The 26,202-nt window shown below is 39.2% G+C and carries 24 protein-coding genes and 1 pseudogene; 21 read left to right on the plus strand and 4 right to left on the minus strand.

Annotated elements, in window-relative coordinates; genetic code table 11:
• The first annotated feature begins 120 nt into the window (after positions 1-120).
• The 11 genes and pseudogenes from LDB17_RS05505 (at position 121) to LDB17_RS05555 (ending at position 13,882) form a co-directional block, all read left to right on the plus strand.
• On the plus strand, positions 121-885 hold the full coding sequence (locus tag LDB17_RS05505) for a ParA family protein (protein ID WP_135104730.1): 765 nt from the start codon (positions 121-123) through the stop codon (positions 883-885).
• 34 nt (positions 886-919) lie between these two features.
• Positions 920-1,828, plus strand: coding sequence for a ParB/RepB/Spo0J family partition protein (locus LDB17_RS05510; RefSeq protein ID WP_135104729.1), 909 nt, complete (start codon positions 920-922; stop codon positions 1,826-1,828).
• A 26-nt stretch (positions 1,829-1,854) separates the two neighbouring features.
• The gene (locus LDB17_RS05515) at positions 1,855-2,553 is read left to right on the plus strand and encodes a DUF5683 domain-containing protein (protein WP_252639515.1); all 699 of its coding nucleotides are present in this window, start codon (positions 1,855-1,857) and stop codon (positions 2,551-2,553) included.
• Between the two features lie 50 nt (positions 2,554-2,603).
• Positions 2,604-3,857 (plus strand): annotated as a pseudogene (locus tag LDB17_RS05520) (transglycosylase SLT domain-containing protein); the annotation flags it as partial.
• 42 nt (positions 3,858-3,899) lie between these two features.
• Positions 3,900-4,583 carry a LysM peptidoglycan-binding domain-containing protein gene (locus tag LDB17_RS05525; RefSeq protein WP_393924921.1) on the plus strand — a complete coding sequence of 228 codons (684 nt, stop codon included), beginning with the start codon at positions 3,900-3,902 and terminating at the stop codon, positions 4,581-4,583.
• Between the two features lie 98 nt (positions 4,584-4,681).
• Entirely contained in the window at positions 4,682-6,949 is a 2,268-nt protein-coding gene (locus tag LDB17_RS05530) for a bifunctional (p)ppGpp synthetase/guanosine-3',5'-bis(diphosphate) 3'-pyrophosphohydrolase (RefSeq protein WP_252639513.1), read from the plus strand.
• 133 nt (positions 6,950-7,082) lie between these two features.
• A complete protein-coding gene (gene rimP, locus LDB17_RS05535; protein WP_252639512.1) occupies positions 7,083-7,550 on the plus strand; it encodes a ribosome assembly cofactor RimP in 468 nt (155 codons plus the stop codon).
• A gap of 5 nt (positions 7,551-7,555) precedes the next feature.
• Positions 7,556-8,812, plus strand: coding sequence for a transcription termination factor NusA (nusA, locus tag LDB17_RS05540; protein ID WP_135104724.1), 1,257 nt, complete (start codon positions 7,556-7,558; stop codon positions 8,810-8,812).
• Positions 8,813-8,930: 118 nt separating this feature from the next.
• Positions 8,931-11,906 carry a translation initiation factor IF-2 gene (infB, locus tag LDB17_RS05545; protein WP_252639511.1) on the plus strand — a complete coding sequence of 992 codons (2,976 nt, stop codon included), beginning with the start codon at positions 8,931-8,933 and terminating at the stop codon, positions 11,904-11,906.
• Between the two features lie 210 nt (positions 11,907-12,116).
• A complete protein-coding gene (locus LDB17_RS05550) occupies positions 12,117-12,641 on the plus strand; it encodes an OmpH family outer membrane protein (protein WP_006843393.1) in 525 nt (174 codons plus the stop codon).
• A 71-nt stretch (positions 12,642-12,712) separates the two neighbouring features.
• A complete protein-coding gene (locus tag LDB17_RS05555) occupies positions 12,713-13,882 on the plus strand; it encodes an MFS transporter (RefSeq protein ID WP_252639510.1) in 1,170 nt (389 codons plus the stop codon).
• 11 nt (positions 13,883-13,893) lie between these two features.
• Here the strand turns inward: LDB17_RS05555 and LDB17_RS05560 are convergent, their stop codons facing one another.
• From LDB17_RS05560 to LDB17_RS05575, 4 genes are all read right to left on the minus strand, one after another.
• Positions 13,894-14,874, minus strand: coding sequence for a Gfo/Idh/MocA family protein (locus LDB17_RS05560; protein WP_252639509.1), 981 nt, complete (start codon positions 14,872-14,874; stop codon positions 13,894-13,896).
• A 7-nt stretch (positions 14,875-14,881) separates the two neighbouring features.
• Positions 14,882-15,661, minus strand: coding sequence for a 4Fe-4S binding protein (locus LDB17_RS05565; RefSeq protein ID WP_252639508.1), 780 nt, complete (start codon positions 15,659-15,661; stop codon positions 14,882-14,884).
• A 93-nt stretch (positions 15,662-15,754) separates the two neighbouring features.
• Positions 15,755-16,618: a hypothetical protein gene (locus tag LDB17_RS05570; protein ID WP_252639507.1), complete on the minus strand. Its 864-nt coding sequence runs from the start codon at positions 16,616-16,618 to the stop codon at positions 15,755-15,757.
• A 212-nt stretch (positions 16,619-16,830) separates the two neighbouring features.
• Positions 16,831-17,013 (minus strand): hypothetical protein, encoded by a 183-nt coding sequence (locus tag LDB17_RS05575; RefSeq protein ID WP_252639506.1) that lies wholly within the window; start codon positions 17,011-17,013, stop codon positions 16,831-16,833.
• A 382-nt stretch (positions 17,014-17,395) separates the two neighbouring features.
• Here LDB17_RS05575 and LDB17_RS05580 point away from each other — a divergent pair, with 382 nt between their 5' ends.
• From LDB17_RS05580 to LDB17_RS05625, 10 genes are all read left to right on the plus strand, one after another.
• Positions 17,396-17,563 carry a hypothetical protein gene (locus LDB17_RS05580; protein WP_167755438.1) on the plus strand — a complete coding sequence of 56 codons (168 nt, stop codon included), beginning with the start codon at positions 17,396-17,398 and terminating at the stop codon, positions 17,561-17,563.
• A 444-nt stretch (positions 17,564-18,007) separates the two neighbouring features.
• Positions 18,008-19,642 carry a hypothetical protein gene (locus LDB17_RS05585; protein ID WP_252639505.1) on the plus strand — a complete coding sequence of 545 codons (1,635 nt, stop codon included), beginning with the start codon at positions 18,008-18,010 and terminating at the stop codon, positions 19,640-19,642.
• 461 nt (positions 19,643-20,103) lie between these two features.
• Positions 20,104-21,372 carry a site-specific integrase gene (locus LDB17_RS05590; RefSeq protein ID WP_252639504.1) on the plus strand — a complete coding sequence of 423 codons (1,269 nt, stop codon included), beginning with the start codon at positions 20,104-20,106 and terminating at the stop codon, positions 21,370-21,372.
• Positions 21,373-21,374: 2 nt separating this feature from the next.
• Positions 21,375-22,148 carry a hypothetical protein gene (locus LDB17_RS05595; protein WP_252639503.1) on the plus strand — a complete coding sequence of 258 codons (774 nt, stop codon included), beginning with the start codon at positions 21,375-21,377 and terminating at the stop codon, positions 22,146-22,148.
• Between the two features lie 79 nt (positions 22,149-22,227).
• Positions 22,228-22,527 (plus strand): AlpA family transcriptional regulator, encoded by a 300-nt coding sequence (locus LDB17_RS05600; protein ID WP_252639502.1) that lies wholly within the window; start codon positions 22,228-22,230, stop codon positions 22,525-22,527.
• An 11-nt stretch (positions 22,528-22,538) separates the two neighbouring features.
• Positions 22,539-22,814 carry a hypothetical protein gene (locus LDB17_RS05605; RefSeq protein ID WP_252639501.1) on the plus strand — a complete coding sequence of 92 codons (276 nt, stop codon included), beginning with the start codon at positions 22,539-22,541 and terminating at the stop codon, positions 22,812-22,814.
• Positions 22,815-22,819: 5 nt separating this feature from the next.
• Positions 22,820-23,941: an AAA family ATPase gene (locus LDB17_RS05610; protein WP_393924919.1), complete on the plus strand. Its 1,122-nt coding sequence runs from the start codon at positions 22,820-22,822 to the stop codon at positions 23,939-23,941.
• Positions 23,942-24,092: 151 nt separating this feature from the next.
• A complete protein-coding gene (locus tag LDB17_RS05615) occupies positions 24,093-25,127 on the plus strand; it encodes a BT4734/BF3469 family protein (protein WP_252639499.1) in 1,035 nt (344 codons plus the stop codon).
• Positions 25,127-25,420: a hypothetical protein gene (locus LDB17_RS05620; protein WP_252639498.1), complete on the plus strand. Its 294-nt coding sequence runs from the start codon at positions 25,127-25,129 to the stop codon at positions 25,418-25,420. The genes LDB17_RS05615 and LDB17_RS05620 overlap by 1 nt, the downstream gene beginning before the upstream one ends.
• Positions 25,421-25,430: 10 nt before the next feature.
• Positions 25,431-26,202: hypothetical protein (locus LDB17_RS05625; protein WP_393924920.1), on the plus strand; the 772-nt coding region annotated here is incomplete at its 3' end.

Consider the following 26,202-nt stretch of genomic DNA (forward strand, 5'->3'; position numbering starts at 1 on the left):
CTTTTATTAACAATCTGCCTGACTTTTCAACAAAAAATATCTTGTTACACATATTTAACTTCTAAATCCTATTTTTATTTATTTAATTTGTCGTCGGAAATTTTATTATTAACTTTCTCTATGGGTAAAATTATAGCATTAGCTAATCAAAAGGGTGGCGTAGGAAAAACCACCACCACAATCAACTTGGCGGCATCGTTGGCAGCACTCGAAAAAAAGGTACTGGTAGTAGACGCCGACCCTCAAGCAAATGCATCTTCCGGACTTGGGGTAGACATAAAGAAAGTAAACAAAACGATCTATGAATGCCTTATCGGTACAGCATTGCCCAAAGATGCAATCGTAAAGACCGACATAGAACGCCTTGATGTATTGCCTTCGCACATCAATCTGGTAGGAGCCGAATTGGAAATGCTGAACATAGAAAACAGGGAAAAACAACTGGCAGCAGTGTTAGTTCCCATGAAGGCCGATTATGATTTTATACTCATCGACTGCTCTCCGTCATTGGGGCTGATTACAGTAAATGCGCTTACAGCGGCAGACTCTATCATCATACCCGTGCAGTGCGAATATTTCGCCCTCGAAGGAATCAGCAAATTACTGAATACAATAAAGATAATAAAGAACAAGCTAAACCCGGCATTAGAAATAGAAGGATTCCTTCTCACGATGTACGATGCCCGTTTACGTTTGGCAAACCAAATATATGAAGAGGTGAAAAACCACTTCCAAGACTTGGTATTTACTACCGTTATTCAGCGGAATATCAAGCTCAGCGAATCGCAAAGTTTCGCTCAGCCGGTATTGGTATATGATGCAGCATCCAAAGGAGCGATCAATCATATGCAGCTGGCGCAAGAGCTTATTGAGAAAAATTCTTAACTTTGTTTTTCTGTAGAATATATAACTAACAATTATGGCTAAAAAAATGGTTTTAGGAAGAGGACTCGATGCACTGATTGCCATTGACGAAGTAAAGACCGAAGGCTCTTCCTCTATCAACGAAATAGAATTGTCGAAAATACAGGCTAATCCCGATCAGCCAAGACGTATTTTTGATGACGAAGCATTACAAGAGCTTGCATCTTCTATTCGGCAGATAGGTGTTATACAGCCAATTACTTTACGAAAAATAAACGAAGATTCATATCAGATCATAGCCGGAGAGCGTCGCTACAGAGCTTCACTCATGGCCTCCCTGACTACAATCCCTGCATACATAAAAACAGCAGAGGACGAAAATGTGATGGAGATGGCCCTTGTGGAAAATATCCAGCGTGAAGACCTCAACTCGATAGAAATAGCTTTGGCATATCAGAATCTGATAGAAACATATGATCTTACACAGGAACGACTGAGCGAACGTGTGGGAAAGAAAAGGACAACAATAGCCAACTACCTGCGCTTGTTGAAGCTTCCGGCTGAAATACAAATGGGCATCAGAGACAAGAAGATAGATATGGCACACGCCCGTACACTTGTCACACTCGAAGACCCTGCAGCTCAGCTCGAAGTATACGAACTCATACTTGAAGAAGGACTGTCGGTACGCAAAGTAGAAGAATACGTAAGAGCTATCAGCAAGGGAGAAAAGCTTGAAGACCTGCTTAAAGAAGAGAAAGCAGTAGAAACCGTAAAAAAAGCGGGGATAAAAAAGGCGACACCCGAAGAATTTGAATTGTTGAAAGACCACTTATCAAAATTCTTTTCTACGAAGGTTCAACTGACTTGCAACGAAAAAGGAAAAGGAAAAATTAGTATCCCTTTCAAGTCGGAAGAAGATCTGGAAAAAATTATAGCTATTTTTGACCAATTAAAAAAATAAAACGAAGTATTCTCCGTAATATCTATATGAGGAAGGGGTTAATAATTGGTTTGTGTTGCGTTTTAGGGAACTTTTGTCTGAGTAGCAATGCTCAGGAGGCACTTCCAAATGATTCTACCATTCTCAAAAATGCACGGCGGGAAGCAAAAGAAAACGCTATCAAGAGTGATACCGTATCTCCGCTGATAAGCGAAAAACCTGTAGTGGTATTAGCCGATTCTATAATTACAATTGGCAAACCAGAGTTTAAGCCCGACTCTAAAAAGGCAGTCTTATACTCGGCTATCTTTCCCGGAGCAGGGCAGATCTATAATCGCAAATACTGGAAACTCCCCATTATCTATGGAGGCGCATTAGGGCTTACCTATGCCATAACATGGAATGGCTCACGGTACAACGAGTATTCGCAGGCTTATAAAGACCTTGTATTGGGAACAGGAACAAGCTATCTGAATTATTATAGCAATAAAGATATCCAAGCAAATAAGCAGCGGTATATAGAGATATTTAAACGTCAGAAAGACTTTTTCAGGAGAAATCGCGACTTGGCTATTATTGCTTCGGTTGGAGTATATGCACTATGTATGATCGACGCGTATGTCGATGCTCAATTATATGATTTTGATATGTCTCCGGATCTATCCATGCGGATTGAACCCATGATCTGGATACCGACACCCTATTCGAAAGCCGCTTTCGGGCTTCAATGTATTATAAATTTTTAAACTAAGCAGGGTTCCTATCCCTTGCTATGTATCATAAAAAAACACTTATGCTGAGAAAAATTATATTTACCGGATTTCTTATTGGCTGCTCACTCGCAGTCGTCGGGCAAAGTAATCGCAAATCTCTCGCATTACGCGACACAATTACAGACAATTCGATTGTTTTCCCTGCAGACATGGAGCAAAATTACGACCAGTTGCTGTCTACATGGAGTAAGAATGTTAAATATGGAGACGATTGCAAATCGCTAAGCGACCTGCCGATCGTTTTTGACGATTCGATTTACATCCGCCGCTTGTATAGCCTGCCCACCAAGATGGAGTTGGTATTCAACCCCGTAGTAAGAAGCTACATAGAAATGTATGCCGGACGTAGAAAAAATCAGGTGAGCTACATGCTGGGTGAAGGAAAGTTTTATTTCCCCCTATTTGAAGAAGCTCTCGACCGTGAAGGATTACCTCTCGAACTAAAATATCTGCCCGTTATAGAATCGGCACTCAATCCTATTGCCCGCTCAAGAGTAGGAGCAACAGGACTTTGGCAATTCATGGCAAGTACCGGAAAGATGTATGATCTGGAGATAAACAGTTTGGTAGACGAACGCCGCGACCCGATGAAGTCGACAAATGCTGCTGCCAAATACCTCAAAGATTTATATTCTATCTATGGCGACTGGAATCTTGTTATCGCTGCATACAACTGCGGACCCGGAAATGTAAACAAAGCCATACGACGCAGTGGAGGCCAAACCGACTATTGGGCCATCTACCCTTATCTGCCTCGCGAAACCAGAGGATATGTACCTGCATTTATCGCTGCTACATATATAATGAATTATTACAACGATCATAATATCTGCCCTATCGAATGCAGCAATCCGGCATCGATGGACTCGTTGATGATTAATAAAAATGTACACTTCCAGCAAATTGCCGATATAATAAATGTATCTGTTGACGACCTGCGTCAGTTCAACCCTCAGTTTAAGAGCGACATAATACCCGGCGAATACAAAGGATATGCATTGAACCTGCCGATACAAAAGGTATCTGCATTTATCGAGAACAAGGATACAATATACGCGCATAAGTTTGAAGAGCTGATGCCGCACCGCAAAGTTGCAGGATTAGACGTAGTTGGCGGAGGTACATCCAGCGCCAAAACAATTACCTATCGGGTAAAAAGAGGAGACACACTATCTAAGCTGGCAAGCAAATACGGAGTAACATCCAATCAGATAAAACAATGGAATAGCCTATCTTCTAACAAACTAACAGTAGGCAGACGCCTGAAAATATATCGTGAAGTTCCGCAAAAAGCAGAACAACAATCAGGCGAAGCAGTATTGGCATCCAATACCCAAAGCTCGGACAACACTAGCAATAAGTCGGTAAATACCGTTAAAAAAACCGAAGCAAAGACAATAACTTCATACTACAAAGTTCGCAGAGGTGATACTTGGTCAGGGATAGCAAAGAAGAACGGAACAACAGTGGCTCAGCTAAAGAAATGGAACAATATAAAAAGCAATAGCCTGATAGCCGGTAAGCAACTAAAGATTCAGAAAACTAAATATATTGAGGTAGAAGAAGAAGTAGCTGTGCAAAACAAACTGAGTGAGCCGATATTGCCAACAGTAGAAATAGATACAGCCTTTACAGCATCACTGTTCGACACCTACCTAAAAAAAGTAGGAACAGAACGGGATGAATCTCAGCTTCCTCGTGTACGCATAGCTTCAGACGACAACGATGATGAGGACGACAACTCTGCTGCTAAAGAAACCCGCTCGGCAGGTGAATCCAAAATTATATACCACAAAGTAAGAATTGGAGAAACCATTACACAGATAGCTTCACGCTATAATGTAACAAAAAAAGAGATCATAACTTGGAATAAGCTGTCATCGAATGTAGCAAAGGTTGGACAACGATTATTGATCATTCTTCCCGACAGCAGAACCGAGGGTGCGTCTAACATCAAAGCCCAACAGCCAACGAAGGACGAAACGCTTACAGCCGGCAACTAATAAGGAAATAAAACATTATTGTTAAAACCACTTTATTGCAACACTCTTGCTGTTAATTATCGTTGAATTTATTATTTTTGTATCCTTACTGAATATTTATGGGTAAAGAGGATACACATACGAATGATGATTTAGCCATCGAGTCGGAATTTAACGGTCTGATCGATGATTATCTTAAGACGAACCACAGGCGCAAGGTAGAAATTATAACCAAAGCTTTCCTTCTGGCAAAGGAGGCTCACAAAGGAGCCCGTCGCCGTTCGGGAGAGCCATATATCATGCACCCGATAGCCGTCGCACGCATTGTTTGCGGCGAGATAGGGCTTGGTTCTACATCCATCTGTGCGGCTTTGCTGCACGACGTGGTAGAAGATACCGAATATACAGTAGAAGATATAAAAGTTCTCTTTGGTGAGAAAATAGCTCAGATTGTAGACGGGCTGACAAAAATATCGAGTGGCATGTTTGGTGAAAATGTTTCGGCACAGGCCGAGAATTTCAGGAAACTGCTGCTTACCATGTCGGACGATATTCGTGTTATTCTGGTCAAGATAGCCGACCGCTTGCACAATATGCGCACATTGGGGTCTATGGCTCCGGCCAAGCAATACAAGATAGCCGGAGAAACCATGTTTATTTATGCCCCCCTCGCCCATCGCTTAGGACTATTTGCCATAAAAACAGAACTTGAAGAACTCAGCTTCAAATGGGAAAACCCACAAATATATCAGGAAATATCATCCAAACTTCAAGAAACACACCTCTCCAGGAAAGACCTCTACGAGCATTTTGCACAACCGGTTATAGAAAAACTGAATGAGCTTGGATTTAAATATGAAATCAGGGCTCGAGACAAATCAGTGTATTCTATCTGGAATAAGATGCAAGCCAAAGGTGTGCCATTCGAGGAGATATATGATATTTTCGCTGTCCGCATCATTTTCGAAAACGAACTCGGTGTAGACGAGAAAAAGCGATGTTGGGATATATATTCCGTCATAACAGATATTTATAAGCTTCGCCCCGATCGTATCCGAGATTGGGTTAGCCGCCCCAAAGCGAACGGTTATCAGGCGCTGCACCTCACCGTAATGGGACCCGATGGGCAGTGGGTAGAAATACAAATCCGTAGCCGCCGCATGGACGATGTAGCCGAAAAAGGATTTGCGGCACATTGGAAGTACAAAGAAGGCAAAATAGAAGAAGATACCGAGCTAGACAAGTGGCTCAAAACAATTCAGGAAATACTGGAAAGCCCAAGCCCGAACGCACTGGACTTTTTGGATACAATAAAGCTTAATCTTTTTTCGCAAGAAATATTCGTGTTCACCCCAAAAGGTGAAATCAGGACACTGGCACAGGGAGCCACAGCTTTAGACTTTGCTTATGATCTGCACTCCGATATCGGAGACCATTGCATCGGAGCCAAAGTAAATCATAAGCTCGTTCCACTGAGTGAAAAGCTAAAAAGCGGAGATCAGGTAGAAATACTTACATCCAAATCGCAGATACCAAAACTGGAATGGCTGAGCATCGTTACTACTGCCAAAGCCCGTACAAAGGTAGAATATGCTCTGCGAAAACTGAAAAGGGACATCGCCAAGCAAGGCGAAGAAATGCTTTACAAAAGCGCCGAAGGCTCAACAATAGAGATTACGCAGCCTATCCTCGACAAAATGATGGACTACTATCAAAAAACGAATAAAGAAGACCTTTTCTATGCTATCGGCAACCAAGAAATAGCACTGCCTCAGAAAATAGAAAAGCTGCTGACCCTAAAAAGGCAAAACCCTAATAATGGCATATTCAGCTACATGAAACAGGCATTGCATGTAGGCAAAAAGATAGGGAAAGCAGAAACAAAAATACCTGATAACGAACCGATTGATCCTAAAAAAACATATATCCTCGAAGAAGATTCTTTCAACAAGAATTTTATAATGCCAACCTGCTGCAACCCCATTCCGGGCGACAAGGTAATCGGATATATTACAGATAACAACGAAGTAGAAGTACACAGCATAAATTGCCCCGTAGCACTCAAGCTAAAAGCCAGTCACGGCAACAGGATCGTAAACCTCGAATGGGGTAGCTATACACAATTTCCGTTCATTTCGGCAATCACCATAAACGGTATCGACCGCATAGGAATGCTCAACGACATCACAAAAGTGATCACTGCCGGATCGCTGAATATCAAGAATATGAGCATCGAATCCAACGATGGCGTATTTGAAGGGCGAATCGTGGTAAACGTTCACGATGTGAACGACTTGCAGGCATTATGCGCTCGCTTAGCCAAAATAAAGGGAGTAAAAGCTGTTAACAGGAAGCAAATCGGAGGAGAATATACTCAACCTGTATAAATAAAAAATCTTAAGATCAACATATTCGCTTCCAAAATTTGGAAAAAAAAATAAAATTCCCTAATTTTGTATCCGAAATACAAAAGGGAGAGAAGGAGGCTATGGCTTCCTTTTTTTATTACTTGGTAAAAAGATGATAGAAAAAGAACTCATTAAAGATATCACAGAGAAATATCTGGAAGGAACAACAATGTTTCTTGTAGATGTAGTGGTAAAGCCCGGCAATGCTATTGTTGTAGAAGTAGATAGCGACGAAGGCGTAAGCATTGACGACTGCATCGCATTGAGCCGCAATATAGAATCCCATCTGGACAGGGATGCGGAAGATTTTGAACTCGAAGTAGGATCGGCAGGTATTACTTCTCCTCTGAAAATACCCCGCCAGTATAAGAAAAATATTGGTAACGAAGTGGAAGTGCTGACAAAGAAAGGACAAAAACTTTCGGGTGTACTCAAATCGTGCGACGATAATTCTTTTGTAGTTAGCGTTACCAAGATGGTGAAACCCGATGGAGGGAAAAAGAAAGTTGCAGTAGACGAAGATTTCTCTTTTGTTTATCAAGACGTAAAACATACAAAATATTTAATAAGATTTAAATAACAACCATGGCTAAGAAAGAAACTATCAATCTAATTGATACATTTTCAGAATTTAAAGAACTGAAGAGCATAGACAGAATGACTATGATCAGTGTGCTCGAAGACTCTTTCCGCAATGTAATAGCAAAACTGTTTGGGTCAAATGATAATTATGACGTAATCATCAACCCCGACAAAGGAGACCTTGAGATATGGCGCAACCGTGTCATCGTAGAAGACGATCAATTAGAGGATGATAATACAGAAATTGCACTTTCGGAAGCCAAAAAGATAGACGAAGACTTTGAGGTAGGAGAAGAAGTGACAGACGAAGTATTTTTCGAAGACTTCGGACGTCGTGCGATCCTTAACCTTCGCCAAACGTTGACATCCAAAATACTTGAACTGCAAAAAGAAAGCTTATATAACCGCTACAAAGAGAAGATAGGCGAAATCGTATCGGGTGAAGTTTACCAGATATGGAAAAAAGAAATCCTGTTGCTCGATGACGAAAAAGAAGAACTTCTTTTGCCTAAAACAGAGCAGATCCCTAGCGACTTTTTCCGCAAAGGCGAGCATGTTCGTGCAGTAGTAGAAAGAGTTGACAATAAAAACAACAATCCGAAGATTATTTTATCAAGAACTTCACCGACATTCCTCGAAAGATTGCTCGAACTGGAAGTTCCTGAAATAAACGACGGACTGATCACAATAAAAAACATAGCCCGCATACCGGGAGAAAGAGCCAAAGTAGCCGTAGAATCGTACGACGAGCGCATCGACCCTGTGGGTGCCTGCGTGGGTATGAAAGGATCGCGTATACATGGAATCGTGAGAGAGTTGCGTAACGAAAATATCGACATTATCAACTATACGTCGAATATGAACTTGTATATACAACGTGCCCTTAGCCCTGCCAAAATAACTTCGGTAAAGATCAACGAAGAAGAAAAACGTGCAGAAGTATTGCTACGTCCCGAAGAAGTATCACTTGCTATCGGTAAGGGCGGTTTCAATATCAAGCTGGCCAGTATGCTTACCGGATACACGATAGATGTGTACCGCGACATCGACGACTTCGACGAAGAAGACATCTACTTGGACGAGTTCCGCGACGAAATCGACGGATGGGTTATCGATCAGTTGAAAAAAATTGGTTGTGTTACAGCTAAAAACGTGTTGGCTACCGACAGAGACAAACTCATACAGGAAGCCGACCTTGAAGAAAACACTGTAGACGAAGTACTCAATATTTTACGTGCCGAATTTGATGATGAAGCTTAAGCTTTATTTGGTGATTAGCTGATTTCTTAATACTTTTGTATTTGGAGAAAGCCAACCTCATCTGTTTTCAGAAGCATTTATTGGGTTCACTGTCTATTTTTAGAATTAAAAAAAATATATGTCGATAAGATTAATAAAAATATCCAAAGATTTGAATGTAGGAATCAGCAGCCTTGTTGAATTCCTACATAAGAAAGGCTTTGATGTAGAATCAAACCCGAATACTAAAATTGGCAGTGAACAATACGAATTGCTGGTAAAAGAATTCGGACGAGACTCCGACATCGATGCACTATTAAGCAGACGAGAAGAAAAGAAAGAGCTTGTCAAAGCTCAGGCTAAGAAAGAAGAGGAAGAAGCCAAAGCTCAAAGTGAACCGGAAGTGATCAGAACAGAGATACCCGAATCCATTAAGCCGCATGTGCAGATTGTGGATAAGATTGATCTTGATGCTCTGAACAGACCAAAAAGAGTAGAAGTGAAACAAGAAGAGCAAGCCCCTGAGGTGGAGGCTCCGGTTGTTGAAGCTCCAAAGGTTGAGGTTCCTGAAGTAAAAGCCCCAGAAATAGAAGTAGCAGAAGCCCCGGCTCCTATTGTAGAAAAAGTAGAAGAAGAGCCTAAGGCCGAAGAAGAAATAAAGCAACCGGCTATAGAAAAAACACCAAAAGAAGAACCTGTGTTTATACAAAAAGAAGAAAAAGCCATTATTGAGAAAGACGAAGAAAAAGAGGATAAACCTCAACCAACGTCTACTGCTCCTGCAAATGAAGAAACAGAAGAAAGGGGAGATAAAATATTCAGGCTGAATAAGGCAACGATAAAATCAAATATTGTTGTAAAAGGTACTATCGACTTAAGTTCGATAAACGACAAAACCCGTCCTGCGAAGAAAACCAAAGCCGAAAAGAAAAAAGAACGCTTGGAAAAAGAAATGCAAGATCAGAAAAGGGTGAAAGAAAACACTGTTCGCCTGTTGAAAAAAGAAACAGACGAAGAGAAGAAACGAAAAGCAATCAACGATGACAATGATGACGCATCGAAGAAAAAACGCAATCGTATCAAAAAAGGAAAAGTCGATATCGAGAAAGGAGCTATACCTCAAGGTGGTGGCGGTGGCGGACAACAACAGCCAAATGCCGGAGGCGACAGATCGAAACGCAGCGTACGTAAGCCTATCATCAAGCATGCCGTAAACGAAGAAGACGTACAAAAACAAATAAAAGAAACCCTGGCGCGTTTGACTAGCAAAGGCGGAAAAAACAAAGGGGCTAAATATAGAAGAGAGAAGCGTGAAGCTGTATCTCAAAGACAACAGGAGGAACTCGAACAACAGATGCACGAAAGCAAGGTGTTGAAGATTACAGAATTTGTAACCGCCAACGACCTCGCCAACATGATGAATGTACCTGTGATAAAAGTTATCTCTACTTGTATGAGTATCGGTATCATGGTGTCTATCAACCAACGACTAGATGCTGAAACGATCAACATCGTTGCCGAAGAATTCGGATTCGAAACCGAATACGTAAGCGCCGAAGTAGTGGAAGCAATAAACGAGGAAGAAGACAATCCCGAAGATATGGAACCTCGTGCTCCTATCGTTACCGTAATGGGACACGTAGACCACGGTAAAACATCGCTACTGGATACCATACGCCAAACAAATGTGATTGCCGGCGAAGCAGGGGGAATCACCCAGCACATCGGGGCATACAACGTTAAACTGAAATCGGGAAGACGTATCACATTCCTCGATACTCCGGGTCACGAAGCCTTTACGGCGATGCGTGCACGTGGTGCAAAAGTAACAGATATAGCAATTATCATTGTAGCAGCCGACGACAGCGTCATGCCTCAAACCGTGGAAGCAATAAACCACGCAGCAGCGGCAGGCGTACCAATCGTGTTTGCTATCAACAAAATAGACAAGCCAAGTGCCAATCCTGAAAAAATAAAGGAAACACTGGCAGGAATGAACTACCTTGTAGAAGACTGGGGTGGAAAATACCAGTCGCAAGATATTTCGGCAAAACAAGGTCTCGGCGTAGATGAACTACTCGAAAAAGTACTATTGGAAGCCGAACTTCTAGATCTGAAAGCAAACCCTAACAGAAGAGCTACCGGATCGGTTATCGAGTCGTCTCTCGACAAAGGTAGAGGATACCTGTCTACTGTACTTGTAGAAAACGGTACACTCAAAAAAGGAGATATCGTATTGGCAGGAACATATTACGGTCGTGTAAAAGCAATGTTTAACGAGCGTAACCAACCTACAGATGCAGCTGCGCCAGCCGCTCCTGCGCTGATACTAGGTCTTAATGGTGCTCCACAGGCCGGTGATATATTCCATGTGCTGGAAACAGAACAGGAAGCCCGCGAAATAGCCACAAAACGTGAACAACTACAACGCGAACAAGGTCTGCGTACACAGAAAATACTTACTCTCGATGATATAGGTCGCCGTATTGCTATCGGTAACTTCCAACAGCTCAACGTGATTGTGAAAGGTGACGTGGATGGTTCGGTAGAAGCTCTTGCAGACTCGCTGATCAGGCTGTCGACAGAAGAGATACAGGTGAATGTAATACACAAAGCCGTAGGTCAGATATCGGAATCAGACATCACGCTGGCTGCCGCATCAGACGCTATCGTTATCGGGTTCCAGGTGCGTCCGTCACAGGCTGCACGCAGATCCGCAGACAAGGATGGTGTTGAAATCCGCTTATATTCTATCATCTACGATGCTATAGAAGAAGTGAAGTCGGCGATGGAAGGTATGTTATCTCCTGAAATCAAAGAAGTACAAACCGGATATGTGGAAGTACGCGAAGTGTTCAAGATCACGAAGGTGGGAACAGTTGCCGGTTGTATGGTGAAAGAAGGAAAACTGAAACGTGCAAACAAGATTCGCCTTATCCGCGATGGTATCGTGATCTATTCGGGAGAGCTGGGATCGCTCAAACGATTCAAAGACGATGTGAAAGAAGTTGCATCGGGATATGAGTGCGGTTTGAACATCCACAACTACAATGATATAAAAGTTGGCGACATTATTGAGCCATTTGAAGAAATAGAAGTGAAGAAAACTTTGTAATATTAAATTATTGTATACCTTTGTATCCAATATAATAAAGATTTAACCTAAGAAACCAATTGATAGTTGTTACAAGCAAATCTTGCCTTGAAGGTCGGTGGTACTAACCATGCCACCGAAACACACAACTATCAATCAGTTTTGCGGTTGATTACAAAAATTTCTTCGTCAGATTTTGAAAATTGTCACACACAGAAACGACAAATCATCATGATGAAAAAAATTATTCTTATATCTACCCTTATAATTCTTCCTTTATTTTTTGCAAAAGATCTGGCAGCACAAACTGCTCAGCAGATTGCGTTTATTAATTCGAACGAGTTGCTCGAAGCTATGCCCGAAAAGGTGAAAGCATCGAATCAGTTGATCGACCTGAATAACAAGTATAAGGAAGAGATGAAGGTTATGCAGAATGATTATAATAAAAAATATTCTGACTTCATATCATATCAGACATCTATGGCGGAAAATATTCGTTTGCGCCGTATGCAAGAACTTTACGAGCTTGAGCGTCAAATCAATGATTTTATGAAAGTGGCACAGGAGGATATCCAAAATCAGGAGAAAGCCCTGATAGAACCTCTACGCCAGAGACTAAAGGATGCTATCTATCAGGTAGGTATCGAAAACGGATTCGTATGTATTTACGATCTTGCCAATCCGTCTATAGCATTCGTTACTCCGGACGCTACAAATGCTACATTGTTAGTAAAACAGAAATTAGGAATCAGGTAAGATTTATCAAATAATTGTATAATGAATGCTTCTGATTATCGGAAGCATTTTGTTTTTAGGCAACACCGTATATGTCACAAAAAGCAAAACTTTGGTCGTTAAGCTATCTCAATGTATGTTTGGCTAACTTCCTGATGGCATGCTCATTCAATCTGCTAATGCCATCCATTCCTCTATATATTACCGAACAGATGGGCGTTCCCCAATCTCAAACGGGTATTGTGCTGGCATCGTATGCCATTGCACTGATGTTTGTTCGTCCTTTTTCGGGATTTATCGTAGACTTGTATTCCCGCAAGAAGATATTGCTGATTGCTTTTTCGTGCTATGTACTTATATTCTTCGGCTATTTTTGGGCAACAACCGTCTTGCTGTTCATTGTTGTCCGTTTCATACATGGCATCACTTGGGGATTGTCTACCGTATCGTCGAGCACGCTGGCGATAGACGTTGTTCCCTCCGAGCGGCGAGCTGAGGGCATTGGCTACTATGGCACATTTATGAATGTAGCGATGGCCATCGGCCCTTTTATAGCCATCCATATATACAATCATTCCGGATTTGATGTATTGCTATGGTGCGCCATTGCAATGGGTGCACTGGGTATTATCACCGTATCACTTATAAAAGCACCGATGAAGACAAAAGTAGAAAGACAGAAAATTTCGTTCGACCGCTTTTTTCTGATCAAGGGCTGGCCTATATTCCTCAACCAACTCCTACCCTGCTTTGCATGGGGTACGATAGGCCCGTTTGTTGCGCAGTATGGCAAGGGACTCGGTATTCCGAATGCGGGAATTTTCTTCCTGTTTTGGGCGGGTGGTATTATTGCTTCACGCGTATTTGCGGGAAAACTGGTTGACAGGGGCAAGATACATGAGGTAAATGTATCGGCAATGGCTATTGTTGCTATTGCTTTCCTTGTATTTGCTCTGGTTCATAATATCTATGCCTTCTGCATATCGGGGCTGTTTATCGGAGTGGGATTCGGGATGATGTTTCCGGCACTGCAAACACTATATATCAATCTTGCAGAGAATAATCAGCGAGGAACAGCCAACTCAACTTACCTCATCGGGTTCGATCTGGGTCTGGCACTGGGTATGCTGGTCGGTGGTTACCTCACAGGATATTTCTCCTTTGAAACACTATATATGGTTGCTTCGGGACTGTGCGCAATAAGTGTCGTAGTATACTGGACTTGCTCGCGGGTTATCTTTGAGAGAAAGAGGCTCAGATAAATCGCAGCAATTTATATCTTTCCTATTATCATATCCATCACCTTTGCCGTTCTTAATGCGGTTTCTCCGGTGGATGGACACGGACAAGATCCTCTGAGTTCATCTACTATCGTCTGAATGAGCGGTTGTTGAATATGATCGGGTTGACCGGGCATAAAGAACTGCTCTCTATCGGTTGATGATAAGAGAATAGGCGTAAACTGGAAGGTACTGAAACGAATTGAACCTTCTGTTCCTGTAATAGTTATGGTATCCTCCCTCGACTTTTCGGACGATATAAAGCACCATTCGGCAACACCTTGCGCCCCCGACTTGAACTGTAAAATTGCGGACAGAGTGTCTGCAACGTCATAGTATCCCCCCAAATTGCTATAATACCCTTTGGCATCAGAGATCTCACCCAAAAGGAAATCGAGTATATCGAGCGTATGTGGAGCGAGGTCGAAAAAATAACCTTCGCCTGCTATCTCACGTTTTAGCCGCCACGTCTGCTGCTGCTTATCCATATCGGAAGCACTGGCAGGACGGAAGAGACGAACATTAACTGTCAAAATCTTACCGATAGCCTGACTGTCGATCAGATCTTTTACTTTCAGGAAATAAGGCAGTGCTCTGCGATAATGTGCTACAAATAATTTCTGATTTGCCTGCTTTGCCGCTTCTACCATTTCGAGACATTCGGCATAACTCATAGCCATTGGTTTCTCTACATAAACAGGCTTACCTGCCTGCAACACCCCTATTGCATATTCTTTATGCAAGTGTGGCGGAGTAGCTATATATACAATATTCACTTCCGGATCGTTGATCAATTGGTCGGCATCGGTATAATATCTTCTTACACCGTGACGCTTGGCAAAATCCGCTGCTTTTTCTGCATCACGGCGCATAATAGCCCGCAACCATGAATGCTCTATCTCATAAAATGCAGGTCCGCTTTTTCTTTCACAGACGGCTCCTGCGCCTATTATACCCCATTTTACACTTTTCATATCGCCTTTATATTTTACACATATACACTTCCGGCTCTTTGCGTACAGCCATAAGTGGTGCAAATTTCGTTTTAACCGTTTCGTATAATTCGCCTCTAAACGCACGCGAATGCTCAGGACATAGAGTAATACAACGTGCGCAACGGATACATAAATCCATATTCGTCACTTTGGGATTACTCCTTGGTATGGCACTTGTGGGACATTGACTTACACATGTTCCGCAATCATCGCACCTATCATCACCGGTAGGGACATATCCACCCTGTGTTGGTTCACGATAGGGATAATTACCTTTAACGTCTGGCAAGCTATATTGTTTGTTTTTGTCGTAAGATTGATATAATCGGAAACATTCTTGTGCAAATTTTTGAATCTCCTGCTTGTCTTCCTTATCGGGACGTCCCACAGCAACGTCCGAGAATATAGAATGACGTGCAATAAAAGCACCGGCAGCTATGGGCACAAAGCCATTTGCCTCAGATATATCTTTGAGTTCAAGAAGGGCATCGTCATAGTTTCTGTTGCCATACACGCATACCAACACGGCGGGAGTCTTATCGCCTTTTATCTTCTCAAATGCGTTAACCCCCAATTGAGGTACACGTCCTGCATAAACAGGAATACCAAATATGACAAGATCATGACTCTCGATGTTCAATGTATCGGGGAATCCCATTGTAACGTCATGTTCTTTAATGGTTGGACCCATCTCTTTGCCGATCTTGCGGATTATCTTGCGGGTAGACAGAGAAGGACTAAAATAGATAAGATGTATATTTTTCATTTCGGTAGTTTTATAATCGCTATTAAAGTTACAAATAAATACAAAACCCACCTTTATGAGATGGGTCTTATTTTATTATATGCCAGATGACTCTCAATTGCTTCTGGGTTCGGCATAAATATAATATGCTTCATAGTCTCCCCAGTCTACGTTTTTTTGGACTAAGGCAATATTGGTTGTTTTTGTTTGCCAAACATATCTAGGAGTATAAACATCCTCTTCTTGTTTAAATATCTTATGATATGATTCTACAAGTTGGTCAGCATCTTTTTCGAAACTGAACTTCGGATCGCCGTATAGCTTCGAAATATAGTTTCGGATCAAGGGTTCTTGCTTCTGAGTATAAAAAATCTTTGATAATTTTTCATCTCTACCAACTTCCCAAGCAGGTTCAAAATAAACATATAAAGAAGGCAATCCATCGATATATCTTTCTATAAAAGAAATTTCCAATTCAGGTTTCAATATGTTTGCTATTCCTGTACGATGTGTTGAAGAAGTAATATCTTTCCAATTGTATCCAAGAAAATCACGTTTATTGTATACATCAATTTTCACCGAATCGGATAATACTACCTTACCATCCTTAAAACCCTCAAGAATAACACTCCCGTGATTCTCTTCATAAAAACAGTGTCCCCACCTACTAGTAAAAGACATCCAACCAGGGGCATGAGATAGCAAATTAAGACGTCCTTTTTCTCCCTCTATACGCCAATCCAAAGAGTCGTAGCTCTCCATTATATCGAGCATTGTACAGTCTTCACCGGGCACTAAGTAAAACTCCATCATAGTATGGATATTAGCCTCTTGTGCCTTTGCCTTTAAAGAGATTTTTACCGAAGAAGAATTATTCCCATTGCCGGAATCATCACCATCATCTTTACCAAGATCATTACCATCGGAACACGAATATAGGAACAGAAATGTTAGTAGAACGAATACTATTTTTCTCATAGTTTATGATATCTAGGCGTTTGTTACTTTTATCTTCAAAGTTAACATTTTTTATTTTTCAGATGAAGTAAAGTAAGCCTTTTTAATTATCATTTACCATAAATATGGTATTGTATTGAGCAGAAACACAATATATCTTTGTACTGTGTTTTTCATGGTATTAGATTTATGGTTAAAAAGTTGAGATTGGTTGTCGAGATGACAGCCTTTTTTTATGTCCTTTTTTGATCGTCTTCTTTACTATCTTTTATGGTAATATCTCCGCGGAAGGCATGAAGATGTTCCGATTCAGCCTTTTTCATGTCACTACTCAATCCTTCTACTTTTTTCATAGGGGCTCCCAGCCTGCTATCGAGCATAGACCTATTTTTCAATTTATCGTCATCGTTAAGCATGGTAGTATTTATTAGATTAGCAATTAAAACTGTATTATCTTAAAACAGCCCTTAACATCAAATTGTTTCTTGATAGTGCATGAAAATAAGAATCTTAACACCTTCAGCCACTTTTTTTGATCTATTATCGCAGAAAAGCCAGATTACTTCTTATCAATAACTTAACAATTTACCATAAATATGGTATTGCTATTATATCGAAGACAATTTATCTTTGTAATGTATTTTTCATGGTATTAGACTTTAGGTTATAAAATTGAAGATTGGTTGTCGTGATGACAGCCTTTTTGTTTTTATACAGATAGATAATAAACGAACCGAGAACATTATTCCGATTCGTTTTGTTTAGTCTATGTATGTCGAACATTAAATTTATTGAACCATGAAAGAAGATATATCAAAGACACAATCCAAAGAACATAAATTTGAGGGATACGAACATGCCCGAAAAGTAAAAAACATCAAAAATCCTGTACCTAGCTCCGAAAAATCGGTAAAGGCTGCCACAAACAGAATTAATCCGGATGAAAACTCTAATGATAGAGGGTAGGTGCGGGTAAAATAAGACTCCACTATTATTTATAAAGCTCCTTTGGTTAAGGGGCTTTTTTTCGTTGTGTTTATCATCTATCTCACTCCTCCATCATCCTCCTTACAATAAAGTTTCGTGTACAGAAATATGTGCATTCTTACAATATTGCAAAGTTGTGGCAAAAATACAGCCAATGGTTGAACAAATAAAAGTCATATTTTGGTGCAAACGAGTTGATCATAAATATTATACAATTAGCACTTTAGTTAAAATATTAAGAAAAAAAAGTCATATACAACTAACAATTTGACGTTTTTGTTTTTATTAACAGTATATTTACCTAACTACTAGTTACTGATAAACTATTAACCCTAAACAATATTTATGATGAAACACATCTTTTTAATTTTTATTTGCGTATTCATGGTCGGATGTTCTGATGACATCATGAACGATGATTTTATGAAAGATAACATTGGCGAGAAAAAGATAAAAAGTAGTCAATTGATTATCCCAAAGGGAGAATGGGAAAACTGGACAGAAATTAAATTGCCGTCTTACCCTACACCTGTTTATGTACCATGGCATAGTTCAACAACATCTAGTATCCCCAATGATATAAGAAAAGATATTCTAGCGGAAGATGGATGGATACTCTTATTCAACGGGTTGAAAGATGATAGAGCAAATATGAATTATCTTATATTCTATAATCAATTTACAGGTATATTAAAAGGGTTTTATTACCTAGAAAAAATCACAGGAGGAAACAATGGTTTTTGGGAAATATCTTTTGATGGTGGCGATCAAAAACTTTTTTACAACCACGATGGTTATTTTACTTATCCTAATAATTACTCTGCCTCTAAAATAAAAGGAGTAAGTGTAATGAATGTGACCGCTAACACTACAAAAGGATTTACTATAGGTTGGAATTGCTTTCAGTTAGAGCTTACATATGACCCAAATATGTCTACAAATATGACTCTTCGTATTGATGCTCGTCAGCAAAATGTTAGTAGTATTAAATTAAGTGGCACCTATCAATCTCAGTCCACTGGCTCTATTATTAGTGCTCCAAGTAAGACTTCTAGTACAACTAACCCATTTATAAAAGAGACTGCAACAATTATTCAAGAATCAGCAAAAGACTGGATAATCAGCAATATTAGCGTAGGCAATGATAAAAAACCACTAAAGGGTGTTGCTACTGAAACATTACAAAAAATAATAAACGGAGATATTAAAGAGCTAATAAATTTAGGAAGTAATCTACTATTCGGATCTATTTTAGGAAGCTCATCAAATGCTGCCACAAACTATACTCTTCAACTTAAAACAACCGGTCAAGTGGAAATAACCGGAACATCTGAAATGCCCTCTGTTACAAGCATTCCCCCTTTACAAATACCTATGCCTAATATTAAATTGGGAATTTGGAATACTATTGCGGCACCGACAATTGAAATCACATCATATTGTCTTCCTACTTATAGAAATGGATCTTCATTCATTCTAAATGTAGAGAAAGAATTGGGTTTTCCTGATCGAAATATGTTAATCAATGAGAGCTTAGTACCATATCTATCATTTAATAGAGTTAGTGCTTATCGTTTATGGAATCATACCAGTGGTGAAAAGTATAATACAACAAGCAAAACCAAAGAAAAATTAGAAAATAAATCATTAACAGCTTATCAATTAAAAATAAATTCTTTAAGTAATAGTTTTCCTAACATTCTTTATAAAGATGATACAACAGAGGTTAGAAGTGCTTCGATTGGTCCTTATTTTTATAAAATGGTATCTACTTTTAATACAAGAAATGTACCTCCAAAATGGAAAGATAACAAAACTGGGAAACCGCTTATTTATATTGAAGAATATTACATAGCCAACAACTTAAAAGCTGATAACGAAGATATTAAAATAGTCTTCGATTATAGCATAGATGTGAATGGAAAAACTAAAACATTTAGGTCAATAAGAACATATGATCCTGAATATAAATTTGTAACAACAAACACTAGAGTTTTCCCAAACGGAGTTCGTCCATATGGATGGACATGGGCAGAAATCCCTTTTGGTAATTTCTAGATTTTTAATGTAAGTATTTTCTTAAAGAAGCAACTGGAGTCAAATATTTCAGTTGCTTCTTTTATATTTGAAAATCATTTTTTATATAAGGCTTAAAAATTCTTCGAGTTTTTGTCTACATTATCTCCAAAATTCGTAGGTGATATTCTTATAGTATTAATAATGAAATATATACTTTGAATACAAAAGATACCTCACAAGAATTATGTAAAATGGCTGATGGGGCTTTCTAACAACAAAAGCCGCTTCATCAGCGGCTTCTCCTGTAGCACAGCCGGGAATACATAAACTTTATTAATCTTAACTATCCCTAAACTAAATAACAACTGAATAACAGAGTATTAAAACATAATCGATTAAATGAAATAAAGAAAAAGTAAAGGTAAATTAAAAATATTCTTACTCTTTTTACTACCCTTTTATTTATTCTATTATATTTGTATAAAATAAGGTTCTCCAATATGGCTACTATTAAATTTTATATTAAGGATAGCAAAGCGAAAAAAACTAATATTTATTTTTTCCTCAACTATGGTGCATTCAAGATTGTCGAAGGCAAAAAAAAGTATTTGCCTTTAAAATATTATATCAACGATTCTATAAACCCGATTTTTTGGAATAAAAAAGCAGGTAGAGCAAAACAAGACAACCGTTTTAAGCAATTCCCAGAGTTCAATGCAAGGCTACAGGATATCGAAGACAAAGCATTATCGGTTCTCAGAAAGATGCAAAATGATGGTGAGGATGTAACCAATGAAACACTAAAGTTACAACTTGACAAGGTTCTAAAACCTTATAAAGACCAAACTGAATCAAATAAAATGCAGCTTCTCGAATTTTTAGACTATTATATTGAAACATCAGGAATGAGACCCAATACGATGAAATCATATAAACAGACTGCCAGAAATCTAAGAGAATATGAAGAGGAAAAGAACATTAAGATAACTTATGAGCGGATAGATATTGATTTTCATGCAAATTTCATCCAATATCTTAAGACAAAGGGCTATTCTATCAATTCGATAGGAGATAGAGTGAAGGTTCTGAAAACAATATTGAGAGCTTCGTATGACAGAGGATTGCATCAGAATATAGATTATCAGAAAAAAGCATTCGCCCGACCAAAAGAAGAAACAACAGCCGTATATCTGAACGATGATGAATTAGCGAAAATATACAGTTTGAATTTGGAGAACGACAAGAAACTAGACAATGTAAGAGATTGGTTTATCATAGGGGCTTATACAGGATTGCGCTTTTCGGACTTATCAGCTTTGACAAGTAATAATATAAAAAAAGATGCGATTGAAATAAAGACTAGTAAAACAGGAGTAACAGTAGATATTCCTCTACACTCGTATGTAAAACAGATCCTTGAAAAACACAGCTTTAATTTACCCAAAATGATAAGTAATCAAAAGTTTAACGAATACGTCAAAAATATTGCAGAAAAAGCAGAGATCAATGATCCTGTCTTGATGGAAGAAATTAAAGGAAATATGAAAGTGCAACGATCAGAACCTAAATGTAAGTTAGTGACTGCGCATACAGCTCGAAGATCATTTGCAACAAACGCATTCCTTGCAGGCGTGCCAACTATTCAAATAATGAAACTCACCGGACATAAAACTGAAAAAGTATTTATGAAGTACATAAAGATAACAGGAAAAGAAAATGCAAGAAAATTACAATTGCATCCATTCTTTAATAAAATGATAGTAAAATAACTATGGAAAATGTAAAAAGCTTTTATGATAGGCTTGACATGCTTATTAGAAATGGCGTAGAGAATTCCCTTGAAGATGAAATAGAATACACGATTAAACCTCTCTTGTTTAATATTACTAATAAAATTTTGCGCTTACCTCTAAGGGAGTCTATGATCTCATATTATAAATTATTGATGAAAGAATTTGATAAATATGATGAAAAATACATAGATCCTCTTAATTTCGAGAGGCTCCCTACAGATGAAGAGGAACGGGAAATACTAGCACAAGTAGACAATAGTTATGACGAAACAAAAGGGCTTGCTGGCGAGCTAAAGAGTGGAGATGTTTTCTTTGGGCGGATAAACGAAGGTTTTATTATACGCGAAAACAATAATGATTATCAAGTGTCTGAATTGTCCATTTTCTTTTTTGGAGAGGTGTCTGATATTTTCCGATGTTTTGACATCGGAGACGAAAACCTTTACGGATCTCCTCAGAAAACAGTGAGGATCTCTTCTGAATGGGACAGACCTGTCATCTCTCAAAAACAAACTGTTGTTTTGTTTAAATTAATGAAAAACAAAAGAGTGTTCAATCGGAGCATTGAAAATACAAAAATAAGCGAAGCCGTAAATATTTTAACAGGGTATTCTAAAAATAGCATTCGTCAAGATATGAGTTCAGAAATATCAATACTTATAAACAAAAATGATGAATTAACAAAAATACAAAACGTACTTCAAAGCATCATTGAGGATATAGAAAAAGAAAAAAGAAGCGTGCTTTCATAAAATTTGTAACCTTACAAGTAACCATAAACCATAACATTTTGTATCTTTATTTGTACCATAATTCAAAACTAATTGTCTTATGGCACAAGAAATTATTTTACACACCACGCCTAAGAGCGAGCTAAGAGAATTAGTCGCAGAGGCAGTCAAAGAACAACTATCTACATTCTTTGACAAAAAAGAACCTGACAAACGGATGCTATCAAGAAAAGAAGTATCTGATATGTTAGGTATTTCTTTACCTACACTTCATACATGGACTAAAGAGGGCGTTATCCCGGGCGTTCGCATTGGCAACACCGTGCGTTATCGTTCGGAAGAGATACAGGCTGCTATGAAAGATATCAGGAGTATTAAGTATTCACGATATAAAGGATAGGAGGCGATAATATGAAAAAGAAAAAAGCCCCCAACCGGAAGCCTCTATCTTTAGTACAACACATCAAAGATAAGCACTTTCACGATCAAAAGCAAGCTATCTATCTGTTTTTTAGCAACAATCATAGTACAATGTACGATGCTGCTGAAACTACAGGCGTAACCCGACCGAATGTTTGTCGCTTCACTCGTATGCTTGAAGATAAGGGACTGATAGAAAGAACACATCAAGGTATTTGTCCGATATCCAAAGAACCCGGAGTATGGTATTTTAAAAAGAGAGGCTAATGACAATGGCAGATATAGCACTATCAAAGGCTGTTCCGGACGAAGTAAAGACCTTTATAGACCTGTCAAAGTTCGAGCCTCCGAAAGAAAATGAAAAGGCGGTTATTCGAGCGGATGAGTTGATGAAGCGAGGAATAACAGAAATACCTACTTTATTCGGAAAGGTCGTACCCAAAAGCGGGCTTATAGCTATCGCCGGATCAAGCGACACCGGAAAATCCCTACTTCAGAGACAACTAGCCGTCTGTGTCGCATCAGGACGTGATTTTCTAGGATGGATAAATAAGTGTGTACATAGATCGGTTATTGTCGTATCAACAGAAGATGACGAGAATGCGATATCTTTTCTACTCAACAAACAAAATAAAAGCTTTTGTTTATCTGATGATATCTACCATAACATAAGATACATATTCGAGACGGTTAATCTCGACCAGATATTAAGCCAGTCATTGGATGAAGAGCCGGCAGATTTGATAATTATAGATTCTTTTTCTGATGTCTTTGACGGAAAAGACAGTAAAGATGCAATGCATGTTAGAAAGTTCCTGAACAAGTATAAAGCTATTGCTTTGAAATATGATTGTCTGATATCTTTCCTGCATCACACCGGAAAGCGAACAGAAGAGTACGCCCCATCTAAGAACAGTTTGATCGGCTCTCAGTCTTTTGAAGCTGTTATGCGCCTAGTATTTGAGTTGAGAACAGACAAGACAAACCCCGACTTAAGGCATTTGTGTATAGTTAAAGGGAATTACCTTCCTTCTGATTTCAAACATAGTTCTTTTGTCTTGGAACTGGATGACAATCTTGTATTTTCTAACACCAACGATAGAGCGTCATTTGAGGATTTAGCGACTAACCCGACCAATGTTCCAAAGAAAATAGAGCCGAATAACTTTACAGATGAGGAACATCTATCCTTTTTAGATGAAATATTCAAGGAAAAGGGTAAAGAGTACAGTAGTCGCCAAATATGGGATTTAATAGCAGGTAAGTATGGTGTAGGAAATAGCGTTGCCCGACGTTTTGTGCCCTACTATTTAACGAAACAATGGATAATGGATGTTTCTAACAATCCGAACAAAAACAGCTTCAAAAGATATGAGAATACATTTCCTTTTTAGTCGTGCGTTAAGTGCATTAAGTGGGCTAAATAACTCACGTAACGCAGATACTAATACGGAGTGCGTTAAGTGCGTTAGCGTTACCCCCTATAAGGGGAACGCAACGCAACGCACGAAAGTAGTGTTATGTCAAAAATAAACATCCTCTAAAATGCATACAGAAAAGATAAATATATTTACTCGCAATGTGTCGGTATTTGCAAAAGCAACTGACACAACACCGATAGCGACAACGACAATTTTACAGGCTGTCACCAGTCAGAAAGTTATATGCAAAGTTGAGGAATACCGAAATACCGAAGATAAGACCTTGAAACTATCAATACCCTGCTTTATTCCATCAGGAACATTCAGCGAGCGTAAAGACGAGGCTCTGATAGAGCATAGCGGGGCGATCTGTATAGATGTGGATGCAAAAGACAATACCCATGTATCCAATTTTCAGGAGCTAAAGAAACTTATATCACAAATACCCTATGTCGCTTATTGTGGACTGTCGGTCGGAGGAAAAGGTTATTTTCTACTTATCCCCATCAAGTATCCGAATAAGCACAGGAAGCATTTTAAAGCCTGCTGTGAGGATTTCGAGCGATGCGGTATAGTAGTGGACCATAGCTGTGTAAATGTTAGCCGCCTTCGCTTTATGTCGTATGATACTGAAGCATACTTCAATGACAATGCAACTGTTTATACTCGGTTATACGAAGAGAAGAAAGACACACCGAAATACAACAAGGTTTATGATAACAATGCGGCTAACGATGTAGAAAAGCTTATATCAGAAATACAGAGCCGACACACCGATATTACCGGGAATTATCAACAATGGCTAGAGATCGGTGCTGCCATAGCATCCGAGTTTGGAGAATCGGGCAGAAGTTATTTTCATGCTGTCAGCCAGTATTCAACAAAATACGATCAGAAAGCAACAGATAGGAAGTACACCGACTGTATGAAAATGCGAAACTTCAACATATCAACGCTATTTTACTACGCTAAGCAGTACGGTATTATGATACATAACAGAAGCGATAACCTGACAAAACCTGACATTCAAGACTTATCAAAACTTAACATTACAAAAAAGAATATTCCAAAACAACCAGGATTTAAGAATATAGGTCAACTATTGGAATATGCAGCAAGTAAAGGTATTAGTAGAGAACAATTAAAAATAAATATTTAATGAAATCAATGACAAATCTGGGAATAGTTGAGGAAACGCCCGAATACACCATCTATCAAGCCCGGTATAAAGATACCATACAGCTATTCAGAAAGAATAAACGATCAGGCTTGATAGAAATAAAGTTTACAAACGAATTTGCAAAAGGGCAAGCCTATCAAAATATAACAGATATGCTCAACAATGAACCCGAAATGCGATTTCACCTGAATATGCATTGCGGAGGTGTTCCGGAGTGGGTCCAGATAATAGACGGACAATTTTGTGTAAAGACAAACATTTCAACCAATTAAATAAATAAAGATGGAGCAAATTAATTTTTCAAACAAAAGGCTAGTATCCGATACCGGAGAAACTAAGACCTACTTAATAAACGTGAACGGTACTGATGTAAGGGTTTACGAGAGTGCAAAGACTAAAAGATTTGGCTTTGACATGAAAGACCTAGCCAAAGCCTTTAATTATGAGACAGTACAAGAGTTTCAAGCCTCTGAACAGTGGAAGGAGTTTAGTACTCGGATATCCGAGAACCTCAAAAAGAACACAGGTAATGAAGAAGAAGCTCAAATCGGCAAAGTGTCGGATGTTATCGCAGATGTACCCACAGCATCTACAGTATCGGCAAAATCAACTAACGCTACAAGTCAATGGGTGGAACGTGCCGGAATTAACGGAGCTTTGACGGCGCCGGATGATGTTTTCCTCTATGGTGGTGGTACGTTAGATGAAGCCGTAGCGGGCATAACACCTATCTTATTCCGTGCAGATGGTAGCGGTCACGTAGCAAACAGGAATATATCTTGGGATGCATTAGGAAACCTTTTAGTAAGAGGAGTTTTTGAAAGTAACAATGACGGCAATAGAATAATCATTGATCCGGACACACGAAGTATTAAGCTCTTGAATAATGAAGGAACTGTTATTGGGTATTGGTCCTTCTCTTACGATTACTGTAAAATAAACATGACCGGGAATGGATCTAATCTTGATATAACACCAGCCTACATGATTATGAGGAATAATACAGGCAAGGTAGATATAAGCCCCGGAATGATTGAAGTATCAACATTTGAAA

The organism is Dysgonomonas sp. Shenzhen-Wh21, from assembly GCF_043392705.1.
In the GTDB taxonomy this organism is placed as follows: Bacteria; Bacteroidota; Bacteroidia; order Bacteroidales; family Dysgonomonadaceae; genus Dysgonomonas.

What these genes read in the sequence shown, in the direction of transcription:
- LDB17_RS05505 (WP_135104730.1), top strand. Translation starts at nt 121, where the DNA reads ATGGGTAAAATTATAGCATTAGCTAATCAAAAGGGTGGCGTAGGAAAA.
- LDB17_RS05510 (WP_135104729.1), top strand. Translation starts at nt 920, where the DNA reads ATGGCTAAAAAAATGGTTTTAGGAAGAGGACTCGATGCACTGATTGCC.
- LDB17_RS05515 (WP_252639515.1), top strand. Translation starts at nt 1,855, where the DNA reads ATGAGGAAGGGGTTAATAATTGGTTTGTGTTGCGTTTTAGGGAACTTT.
- LDB17_RS05530 (WP_252639513.1), top strand. Translation starts at nt 4,682, where the DNA reads ATGGGTAAAGAGGATACACATACGAATGATGATTTAGCCATCGAGTCG.
- rimP (WP_252639512.1), top strand. Translation starts at nt 7,083, where the DNA reads ATGATAGAAAAAGAACTCATTAAAGATATCACAGAGAAATATCTGGAA.
- nusA (WP_135104724.1), top strand. Translation starts at nt 7,556, where the DNA reads ATGGCTAAGAAAGAAACTATCAATCTAATTGATACATTTTCAGAATTT.
- infB (WP_252639511.1), top strand. Translation starts at nt 8,931, where the DNA reads ATGTCGATAAGATTAATAAAAATATCCAAAGATTTGAATGTAGGAATC.
- LDB17_RS05550 (WP_006843393.1), top strand. Translation starts at nt 12,117, where the DNA reads ATGATGAAAAAAATTATTCTTATATCTACCCTTATAATTCTTCCTTTA.
- LDB17_RS05555 (WP_252639510.1), top strand. Translation starts at nt 12,713, where the DNA reads ATGTCACAAAAAGCAAAACTTTGGTCGTTAAGCTATCTCAATGTATGT.
- LDB17_RS05560 (WP_252639509.1), bottom strand. Translation starts at nt 14,874, where the DNA reads ATGAAAAGTGTAAAATGGGGTATAATAGGCGCAGGAGCCGTCTGTGAA.
- LDB17_RS05565 (WP_252639508.1), bottom strand. Translation starts at nt 15,661, where the DNA reads ATGAAAAATATACATCTTATCTATTTTAGTCCTTCTCTGTCTACCCGC.
- LDB17_RS05570 (WP_252639507.1), bottom strand. Translation starts at nt 16,618, where the DNA reads ATGAGAAAAATAGTATTCGTTCTACTAACATTTCTGTTCCTATATTCG.
- LDB17_RS05575 (WP_252639506.1), bottom strand. Translation starts at nt 17,013, where the DNA reads ATGCTTAACGATGACGATAAATTGAAAAATAGGTCTATGCTCGATAGC.
- LDB17_RS05580 (WP_167755438.1), top strand. Translation starts at nt 17,396, where the DNA reads ATGAAAGAAGATATATCAAAGACACAATCCAAAGAACATAAATTTGAG.
- LDB17_RS05585 (WP_252639505.1), top strand. Translation starts at nt 18,008, where the DNA reads ATGAAAGATAACATTGGCGAGAAAAAGATAAAAAGTAGTCAATTGATT.
- LDB17_RS05590 (WP_252639504.1), top strand. Translation starts at nt 20,104, where the DNA reads ATGGCTACTATTAAATTTTATATTAAGGATAGCAAAGCGAAAAAAACT.
- LDB17_RS05595 (WP_252639503.1), top strand. Translation starts at nt 21,375, where the DNA reads ATGGAAAATGTAAAAAGCTTTTATGATAGGCTTGACATGCTTATTAGA.
- LDB17_RS05600 (WP_252639502.1), top strand. Translation starts at nt 22,228, where the DNA reads ATGGCACAAGAAATTATTTTACACACCACGCCTAAGAGCGAGCTAAGA.
- LDB17_RS05605 (WP_252639501.1), top strand. Translation starts at nt 22,539, where the DNA reads ATGAAAAAGAAAAAAGCCCCCAACCGGAAGCCTCTATCTTTAGTACAA.
- LDB17_RS05610 (WP_393924919.1), top strand. Translation starts at nt 22,820, where the DNA reads ATGGCAGATATAGCACTATCAAAGGCTGTTCCGGACGAAGTAAAGACC.
- LDB17_RS05615 (WP_252639499.1), top strand. Translation starts at nt 24,093, where the DNA reads ATGCATACAGAAAAGATAAATATATTTACTCGCAATGTGTCGGTATTT.
- LDB17_RS05620 (WP_252639498.1), top strand. Translation starts at nt 25,127, where the DNA reads ATGAAATCAATGACAAATCTGGGAATAGTTGAGGAAACGCCCGAATAC.